Source organism: Acinetobacter stercoris (assembly GCF_900323515.1).
Lineage (GTDB): Bacteria > Pseudomonadota > Gammaproteobacteria > Pseudomonadales > Moraxellaceae > Acinetobacter > Acinetobacter stercoris.
In genome coordinates this window covers 21,860-31,466 of record NZ_OOGT01000018.1, presented here as the reverse complement: position 1 = coordinate 31,466, position 9,607 = coordinate 21,860, and the positions used below count along the sequence as shown (strand labels likewise).

Annotated in this window: 9 protein-coding genes; 7 read left to right on the top strand and 2 right to left on the bottom strand. The window is 35.5% G+C overall.

The features are described 5' to 3' along the window. Positions 1–273 precede the first annotated feature (273 nt). A complete protein-coding gene (locus tag KPC_RS03440; RefSeq protein WP_121973018.1) occupies positions 274–1,545 on the top strand; it encodes a GGDEF domain-containing protein in 1,272 nt (423 codons plus the stop codon). A 79-nt stretch (positions 1,546–1,624) separates the two neighbouring features. On the opposite strand, the gene argG is transcribed toward KPC_RS03440, so the two are convergent. Next, entirely contained in the window at positions 1,625–2,968 is a 1,344-nt protein-coding gene (gene argG, locus KPC_RS03435; RefSeq protein ID WP_121973017.1) for an argininosuccinate synthase, read from the bottom strand. A 244-nt stretch (positions 2,969–3,212) separates the two neighbouring features. On the opposite strand from argG, the gene KPC_RS03430 reads away from it, so the two are divergent. Then, a complete protein-coding gene (locus KPC_RS03430; protein WP_121973016.1) occupies positions 3,213–3,566 on the top strand; it encodes a hypothetical protein in 354 nt (117 codons plus the stop codon). A 25-nt stretch (positions 3,567–3,591) separates the two neighbouring features. Here KPC_RS03430 and KPC_RS03425 read toward each other — a convergent pair whose 3' ends face one another. After that, positions 3,592–4,464 (bottom strand): LysR family transcriptional regulator, encoded by an 873-nt coding sequence (locus tag KPC_RS03425; protein WP_121973015.1) that lies wholly within the window; start codon positions 4,462–4,464, stop codon positions 3,592–3,594. 151 nt (positions 4,465–4,615) lie between these two features. Between KPC_RS03425 and KPC_RS03420 the strand changes: the two genes are divergently transcribed. The 5 genes from KPC_RS03420 (at position 4,616) to lldP (ending at position 9,592) form a co-directional block, all read left to right on the top strand. Beyond that, a complete protein-coding gene (locus KPC_RS03420; RefSeq protein WP_121973014.1) occupies positions 4,616–5,509 on the top strand; it encodes a DMT family transporter in 894 nt (297 codons plus the stop codon). A gap of 181 nt (positions 5,510–5,690) precedes the next feature. Beyond that, positions 5,691–6,593, top strand: a complete 903-nt coding sequence (locus tag KPC_RS03415) for a DMT family transporter (RefSeq protein ID WP_121973013.1) — start codon at positions 5,691–5,693, stop codon at positions 6,591–6,593. 50 nt (positions 6,594–6,643) lie between these two features. Then, entirely contained in the window at positions 6,644–6,967 is a 324-nt protein-coding gene (locus KPC_RS03410; protein ID WP_146196621.1) for a hypothetical protein, read from the top strand. Positions 6,968–6,985: 18 nt separating this feature from the next. Further along, positions 6,986–7,492, top strand: a complete 507-nt coding sequence (locus tag KPC_RS03405; protein WP_121973011.1) for an AAA family ATPase — start codon at positions 6,986–6,988, stop codon at positions 7,490–7,492. 429 nt (positions 7,493–7,921) lie between these two features. Then, a complete protein-coding gene (gene lldP, locus KPC_RS03400) occupies positions 7,922–9,592 on the top strand; it encodes an L-lactate permease (RefSeq protein WP_171334414.1) in 1,671 nt (556 codons plus the stop codon). Positions 9,593–9,607 lie beyond the last annotated feature (15 nt).

The following is a 9,607-nucleotide window of genomic DNA, read 5'->3' as shown; positions in this document are numbered from 1 at the left end:
ATTTAACCATTTGGTCTAATTTGAATAGGGGGGGGCTAAATAAATATTGTTTCAATATTTATTTTTACTCAAAAATATGAGAATAAAGTAATAAATGAATCACTAAATTATATGTTATTTGTGATTTTAAATACATTTTTTAAAAAGTTTAAAATATTTTCAGATTTTTATTATTTGAGTCTAAGTGTTAGTCTAAGAAATATGCAGATCTATATGAAGTTGCTATAAAAATAGAGTGCGTCTTGGTCGTAATTAAACGCTTGAAAGTTAGATATGAATGCAGAGCCAAATCAAAATGTTGATCAACTTCAACAGGAAAAGCATAAAATCGAAGGATTGCTTGAACATCAGAAAAAGAGAATGCTTTCTATCTTTTCTAAACAGTTAGAGCAACAGTTTTGGCGTGATCGAGAAGATCGAATAACGACTCTGATTATTCGTGCATTTATACCTGTCACAATATTTTATTTAATATTTGAATTAATTAGTTTACCTATAAACTATTTTACAACTGAGCCTAACTATCGTAATCATGACATTTTACTCACCATGATTTCTTATACGACGGGTTGGGTTGCGCTATTTATTGTATATCTAATGGCTAAGCATCCAGTCTGGCGAAATTATTATAGCGGGGTTGTAACTTCTGTTGTTTGCTTGGGAATGAGTATCGTCCAGATTGTACTCTTCTCTACAGAGTCATTGGCTATGACTTGGCGTGGGACTTTAATTATTGTTTTTGCACAGATGTTTGCTTATTTATGTTCTGGCATAAGACCAAAATATATTTTTTTATCAAGTTTACTTTCATGCTTGATTACATGCCTGGTACTTTGGTCATTAGAGAAATCTATACCGCCTTGGGTTCTATTTAATGTCATGATTTTAGGTAATTTGGTAGGCCTGAGTCTGGCGATTTTATCTGTTTCAACAGAGCGAATCCGGTTTTTACAATCCATTATTATTGAGCTGGATAAACAGATTTCTGAAGCCTTGAACCAGCATTTATATATTTTAACCCAACAGGATACCTTGACTTTACTTAGTAACCGACGGGGTTTTGATCAGCAATTAAAACATAGCTTTAATGAAGCACGGTTTGCCAATCGCAGTTTTGCGATTTTATTTATAGATGTTGATTTTTTTAAACTTTATAATGACTTATACGGTCATCAAAACGGTGATATTGCATTGATTCGTGTAGCACAAACGATTCGACGTCATATCGGTGATGAAGATGTTGCCGTGAGATATGGTGGAGAAGAGTTCGTTATTTTGCTAAGAAAAGCTTCTTTAAATGAAGCAGAAACTATCGGGTATAATATTTTAAAGGATATTCGTGAACAGAAAATCCCACACGAGCATTCAAAAATATCTCAGTACTTAACTGTCAGTATCGGTTTAACTTTGTATTCTGGTGAAAATGATATGACTCAGACCGATATTATCAAAGTAGCCGATTTTGCCCTATATCAGGCTAAACGTAATGGACGCGATCAATTGATGTTTGTTTCAATCGAAAATAAAGAATTATTTAATGCTTAAGATCAAGAATATTGAAATGTATTTCTGATGAATAAATCGAAAAAAACCGTCTGTAAAAGACGGTTTTTTATAAAACAAATTATTTGTTTTTGTCTTTCAATTGAGGAACAGCTGAACCCTGAGCTACTGAAAGTAAACCTGCACCAGTGTAGATACCTAATTTTGCACGAGTATCAGTAATATCCAGATTACGCATAGTCAATTGACCGATACGGTCAGCTGGACTAAACATAGAATCACCTTTTTCCATTGTTAAGCGTTCAGCTTCATAGGTAAGGTTAGGAGATTCAGTGTTCATAATGGTGTAGTCATTACCACGGCGAAGTTCTAAAGTCACAGTACCTGTAATTGCTTTAGCTACCCAACGTTGAGCAGTTTCACGAAGCATGAGTGCTTGTGAGTCAAACCAGCGACCTTGGTATAATAAACGACCTAAACGTAAACCGTTAATACGGTACTGTTCAATGGTATCTTCATTATGAATACCAGTGACCAGACGTTCATAAGCAATGTGTAGAAGAGCCATACCAGGAGCTTCGTAGATACCACGAGATTTTGCTTCAATGATGCGGTTTTCGATCTGGTCAGACATTCCCAAACCATGACGACCACCGATACGATTCGCTTCTAAAATAAGTTCAACAGGATTTTCAATACGTTGGCCATTTAGAGCTACAGGGAAACCTTCTTCAAAAGTTACTGAAACTTCTTCTGGCTTGATTTCAACTTCTTCTTTCCAGAAAGCAACACCCATAATTGGGTCCACGATTTTGATACCGGCATTTAGATATTCAAGATCTTTGGCTTCGTGTGTTGCACCTAACATATTTGAGTCAGTCGAATATGCTTTCTCTTTTGACATCTTGTAGTCAAAGCCATTGTCGATCAGGAATTGCGACATTTCGGCACGACCACCTAATTCATCAATAAAGGTTTGGTCTAACCAAGGTTTATAGATTTTCAGGTCTGGATTGGTCAACAAACCATAACGGTAGAAACGTTCAATATCGTTACCTTTATAAGTTGAGCCATCACCCCAAATATTGACATCATCTTCTTTCATTGCTGTAACAAGCATAGTACCTGTCACTGCACGACCAAGTGGAGTTGTATTGAAGTAAGGAACACCGCCAGTACTGATATGGAATGCGCCGCACTGAATCGCTGCAATACCTTCGAGCGCAAGTTGCAAACGGCAATCAACCAGACGAGCTTTTACAGCGCCGTAGTTTTCTGCTTTCTTTGGAATTGCATCATAGTCGTCTTCATCAGGCTGACCCAGGTTTGCAGTGTATGCATAAGGTTCAGCACCTTTTTGTTTCATCCACAATAAAGCAGCTGAAGTATCTAGACCACCAGAGAAGGCTATCCCAACTTTTTTGCCTACTGGTACATGCTGCAAGATCGTTGCATTATCAGTCATTGCTATTCCTAACTTTTATGAACATCGGCACACGCATGGGTGGCCTTAGAGAATCTTTAAACGGCATATAATATCACTTTTCATTGGTATTGTTTTCGTAAAAAAGTAGAAAAATAGAAAAATCCCTGTGATTGATGTTCTGATTCTGAAGGATTGAATTTGTATACCAGTTTGTGAATATGGTTTAATTTGTCTATTGATAAATATTACTTTTGTCGTAAATAAAAATAAAATGGTGAAAACTATGCGTTTCAATAAATCTCTTTTTATTATCCATAATACATATTTATTCTTTTATTTATTGATACTTATACTTTATGCAATCTGTATTTTATTGCAAATCTTGAGTGTTATTGATCGCCCAGTTGAAGTCTGGTTCAGTATATTGCTTATGTTTTACCTTACTATTTTTTCTTATTTACATTACATAGCTTCAAATGAAGTGCTACATGGGACTGAAAAGGGTAAAAAATTATCGAGATTATTGGGCTGGATTATTCTTATTTTTGGATTTCCTGTATTTTCAGTTATAGGTATCTTTATCCTGTTTAAAGTCAGCAAGCGCTACTGGCAGTCTGGTAACTGCCAGACTATTTAGTTAGGTAAATCGGTTTATTTTTGAATTATGTATGTACTGGGCGTTGATCGAGAGCATCATTCAAACCTATAAATTGCTTTTCAATCGGAGTGAATATATGTTCACTTCGTGCGATAAGATACAAACCAATATCGCGATATTGCTCTGGTATTTCCATGTAATACTGGATATTGAACTTTTTGATCAGAGATTTTGCAACCATCGAAACTCCCATACCAAGCTGAGTAAAATTGATGAGTGCTTCCTGATCATTGATATGCGTAGATTCACCTTTATCTAACTGATAATCAATATATATTTTCTCTAAAACTGTCGAGTAACAGCAGTCTTCTGAAGCATATAAAATATTCTGGTGATTTAGGCAGTCCGCAAGATTGTCATAATTCAGTGTATTTTTCCCAATAATGACCAGCTGATCTTCACCTTTCTTTATATACTGAAGATTTTTTTGTTTTGGATGCCCAAGTATGTAGGCAAGATCAAGCTGACCTTTAAGTATTTCATCTTCAATATAACCTGTAGCTCCAGTTTTCATGGTGATCGAAAGATCTGGGTAGGTTGTATACAATTGGCTGAAAGATGGGCAAAAGCGCATTCCGCCTAAACTGGTATTTGTGCCAAACCGTAACAAAAGCTCTTGTTGATTGATTTTGTTTTCTGTTTCTTCCCAGGTGTAAATCAGCTTTTTGTACTGCGAATACAGGTTCATGCCTGTATCTGTGAGTTCTACACCTTTGGGCTTACGGATAAACATTTGACGTTTATAGTGATTCTCTATTTTTTTTATTTTGGCAGTCATGTTGGACTGTAAAAAATTGAGTTTGTTTGCTGCCGCAGTAATACTTTTTAATTCGGCTACAGTCACAAATGACCGTATATCTCCAATATCAATATTCATGTTGAGTTACTCGGTATAAAGAACAGTCTTGTTAATATCGAATATGATAAAAAGACATCAAAAAAAATGATTCAACCATTAAAACATAACATTATTCATGATGAAATGCTTTTTCTATACTGAATATTCTTTAACCGTAAATGAGCATGACATGAATGTTCGAGTAATAAGTGCAATTATGTTGTTGTGCCTAATCTGGGGATCGTTGTGGGGGGTAGTCAAACAGTGCCTGTTGATATTTTCTCCTTTTTTATTTACTTCTATACGGTTGATTCTTGGCGCTGTTGTTTTAATGGCAATTCAGTATTGTTTAGGTAGATCAATTTTCCCTGAGCGTAGTGAATGGAGGAAATTGATCTATTTGAGCCTGTTGTTTTCTTTTGGTTTTTATGCACTTCAAAGCTTTGCAATGCAGTTTGTAGATTCTGGAATATCAGCTGTTTTAGTGTTTACAATGCCTATAATTATCGCTGTTCTGGCACATTACTTTTTAAATGAAAGATTGAATATTCAAAAAAGTATTGGATTATTATTGGGGACAATAGGGCTAGCAGCCATTTTGTGGGAACAGTTATTTGATATACATTTCAATTTAGTGTTATTGGGGGAGTTTTTACTTATTATTTCTGCATTTTTTTGGGCAAGTTTTACCATTTATATAAAAATACATTTTTTGAAATACGACAAAATCAAATTAACCATCTGGCAAATGATGATCGGTGGTTTACTGTTACTGATTTTTGCAGTACTGGTTGAACCTTTAAAATATTCCAACTGGAATCAGCCTGTAAATTTATTGTATGTATTTTATACCTCAGTGATAGGAACCAGTTTGACTTATCTGATCTGGAGTTGGGTGGTGAGTAAAATTGATGCATTTGTTGCCTCGATATCCATTATGAGTGTTCCTATATTAGGTTTATTATTTGGATATTGGCTATGGAATGAAGCATTGACATTAAACATTGTGACAGGTGCACTATGTATCTGTATCGGGATTATTTTTAGTTCCTTTAGTCGTAAAAAGCGTATATCAGTAGATTGATGTAGAATATTAATAGATCAGATTATATTGAGTTATCAGTTTAATGTTAATCTTATCTTTTTGAATTTATTTATATTTTTAAATAGTATCAAAAAAATAGATGGAAGCATTAAAATATAACATTATTCATGATGCCTGTTTTTATTTACATTGATTTAGAACTTTTTATGAGTATCGCAAGATGGATTTAAAAATTGTTTCAGGTATTGTCTTACTGTGTCTGATCTGGGGATACCTTTGGGTGATTATTAAACTAAGCCTAGAAACATTCCCACCATTTTTATTTTCATCATTACGATTACTTTTTGGTGCATTAGCCTTATTGTTACTCCAGTTACTGCTGCAAAAATCCATATTACCTGGCAAAGGTGAATGGGGAAAACTGACGATTGCAAGTCTGTTATTGTGTATTGGTTTTTATGGCGGATCAACGTTTGGAATGCAGTATGTCGGTTCGGGTATTTCTGCCGTTTTGGTTTATACCATGCCGATTATTATTGGTGTTCTGGCACATTATTTTTTAAATGAAAAATTAACATCGAAAAAAGTGATAGGTTTGTTACTTGGATGCTTTGGTTTGCTTTGCATTCTATGGCCTGAATTGCATAATTTTCATCTGAATAGGACACTTTTTGGTGAGATGTTATTGGTTGCTGCTGCATTTTCATGGGCGGGTTCAACTGTCTATATTAAAAAATATTTAGCCAGTTATGACAAAATCAAGCTAACACTATGGCAGATGCTGATTGGCGGTTTTATGTTATTTATCATTGCATTGCTTACAGAACCAGTCACAGGATTGGCTTGGGATACTCCTGAAAATATTGCCTACGTACTTTATAGTTCTGTCCTGGGTACAGGTGTTGCCTTTGCTGTATGGAATTGGGTGATTAGTAAAATAGATGCCTCAATAGCATCGATTTCGATCATGATTGTTCCGTTATTGGGATTGTTATTTGGACATTTACAATTAGATGAGCCTTTAGATCATCATATCTTGCTAGGTGCAGCGTTTATTTGTCTAGGAATCCTGTTTAGCTCTATGAAAATTAATTTGAAATTTAAAGCGAAGAAAGCAGTATGACTTTGGGTTAAACTAAGAACAAGTTTCAAAAATGCAGGCAGGATATGCACTTGAATAAAACCTTATTCTATATTCACCGATTTTTTATCTTTTTTTATATCGCGTTATTTGTGGTGATGTTTGCTGCGTATTTTTTACATCGTTTAACCCATTATTCGATGACGACACTTGGTTTGGTTGGGGTAATTTATATCGGTCTTGCCTTTTTGCATTTTAAAGCGTCGCAAGGTGTTGCTTTGGGGACTCAAAAGGGCAGGATTTTGTCCTTATTACTCAGTTTTATTACATTACTTGGTTTTCCGCTCGGAACAATTATCGGGGTAATAATGCTGTTTTTCCTGACACCTAAACGTTGGCAGACTCCATTGATTTAAAATCAGGATATTTATTAGATGTTAATAGTTTTTTCTGGTTTGCCAGCAGTTGGAAAAACGACAATTTCACGATTACTAGCTGAAAAAACCAATGCTGTATATCTAAGAATCGATTCTATAGAGCAGGCATTGATTACTTCTGGAGAAATCAAACAAACTGAAATGGGAGGAGCAGGATATTTTGTTGCTTATGCAGTGGCTCGGGATAATTTAAAGTTAGGAAGAATGGTCATTGCGGATTGTGTAAACCCTATAGAATTGACTCGGGATGCTTGGAAACAAATCGCCAATCAATCTGCGAGTAAAATTTTAAATATCGAAATCATTTGCTCAGATCAAATTGAACATCAAAGAAGAGCCGAAACACGTAAGGCAGATATTCAAAATCATCAACTTCCGAAATGGTCTGATATTATAAAACATGACTATGATAAAAATAATCAGGTAGATTTTAAGATTGATAGTGCTCAACATACTGCCGATGAATCTGTAAATATGATTATTTCTCTTCTTAAAATGTTATGAATATAAGGTTTAAATTATTCCAGAAATCTCGAAAATAATGCCGTCTTAGCTATTTAATCTTTTTGAAGTTGGTCACATTTTTAATAGTCTATATCTTAAATAGTGATCAGCTAGACTAAAGTATATATTGTTCCAGCACATGGCATCATTAATCTAAATAAGCTATTTAAAAATAACCAAATTCCATAAATCAGGGCTGTTTGTATCTAAAAATAAAGCATGATAAGTATCACAAAATATCTTAAAAATGGTATGACCAATTTTAAAATTTATCAGACCAATATTGATCTTTAAATTAACTAAATCTATTATTTGTTGAATTAATTAGCTGGTTTAATCTTGATTTGTGTTGTAATTGGTATGACCAATAAGAATTATCTAGATTGAAAATCAGACCAATTCTCTCGTTATGGCAAGCATTTCAAGGAGATGACAATGCTTCAACATTGGCAACAAATTTATGATCCGATGGGTAATATCTGGATATCCAGTATTATTGCACTTATACCAATCATCTTTTTCTTTTTGGCACTTGCTATCTTTCGCATGAAGGGGAGTAAAGCTGGCACAATTACAGTAATTTTAGCATTATTGGTGTCATTATTTGCTTATCAAATGCCTGCAACAATGGCATTCGCATCAGCAATCTATGGATTTTTTTATGGTTTATGGCCAATTTCATGGATTATTATTGGTGCAGTATTTTTATACAAAGTTTCAGTAAAAACAGGTCAGTTTAATATTATCCGATCTTCGATTTTATCTTTAACAGAAGATCAGCGTTTGCAAATGCTCCTCGTTGGATTTGCATTCGGTACATTTCTCGAAGGGGCAGCGGGTTTTGGTGCGCCAGTTGCAATTACTGCCGCACTTTTAGTGGGTTTAGGCTTTAAACCACTTTATGCAGCGGGACTATGCCTGATTGTAAATACCGCACCTGTAGCATTTGGGGCGATGGGGATTCCAATTATTGTTGCTGGTCAGGTATCTGGTGTGGATACGATGGAAATCAGCCAGATGGTTGGTCGTCAGTTACCATTTATGGTGCCAATCGTCTTGTTCTGGATCATGGCAATCATGGATGGATGGCGCGGTATCAAAGAGACCTGGCCAGCAGTGATTGTCGCTGGTGGTTCCTTTGCTCTGGCCCAGTACCTAACTTCGAACTTTGTCGGTCCTGAGCTACCAGATATTACTGCTGCGATTGCATCATTGGTTAGTTTGACAGTATTACTTAAATTCTGGCAACCAAAGCATATTTTCCGTTTCGATCAGGACGATACGCATGTTGATGCAGAGCTGGAAGCTGAAAAACAAAAGAAATATACCATTGGACAAATTATTAAAGCCTGGTCTCCATTTGCGATTTTGACTGCAATGGTCACAATCTGGAGTATTAAACCATTCAAGGCATTATTTGCAAAAGATGGTGCATTACAAGATTGGGTTATTTCGATCAAAGTACCTTTCTTACATCAGTTGATCCAGAAATTACCACCTGTTGTACCTGAAGCTAAAGATTATGATGCCATTTTTAAATTTGACTGGTTTTCAGCAACAGGAACAGCAATCTTTATTGCTGCTATCATTTCAATTATTTTCCTGAAAATGAAAGCAAGTGATGCTGTTAAGACTTTTGCTGAAACAGTAAATGAGCTAAAGACTCCAATTTATTCAATTGGTATGGTTTTGGCATTTGCTTTTATCGCAAACTATTCAGGAATGTCTGCAACCTTGGCATTGGCACTTGCGCATACGGGTGATGCATTTACATTCTTCTCCCCATTCCTCGGGTGGATTGGTGTGTTCTTGACAGGTTCAGATACTTCAGCAAATGCATTGTTCTCGGCATTACAAGCGACTACAGCTCAACAAATCGGTGTACCAGAGGTGCTGCTGGTTGCAGCCAATACCAGTGGTGGGGTGACAGGGAAAATGATTTCTCCTCAGTCGATTGCAATTGCCTGTGCGGCAGTAGGTTTGGTTGGTAAAGAGTCTGATCTGTTCCGTTTTACAGTGAAGCACAGTATTACCTTTACGATCATGATCGGTATAATTATTACCTTACAAGCTTATGTGTTCCCATGGATGATTCCATAACACTAATTTAAGGAA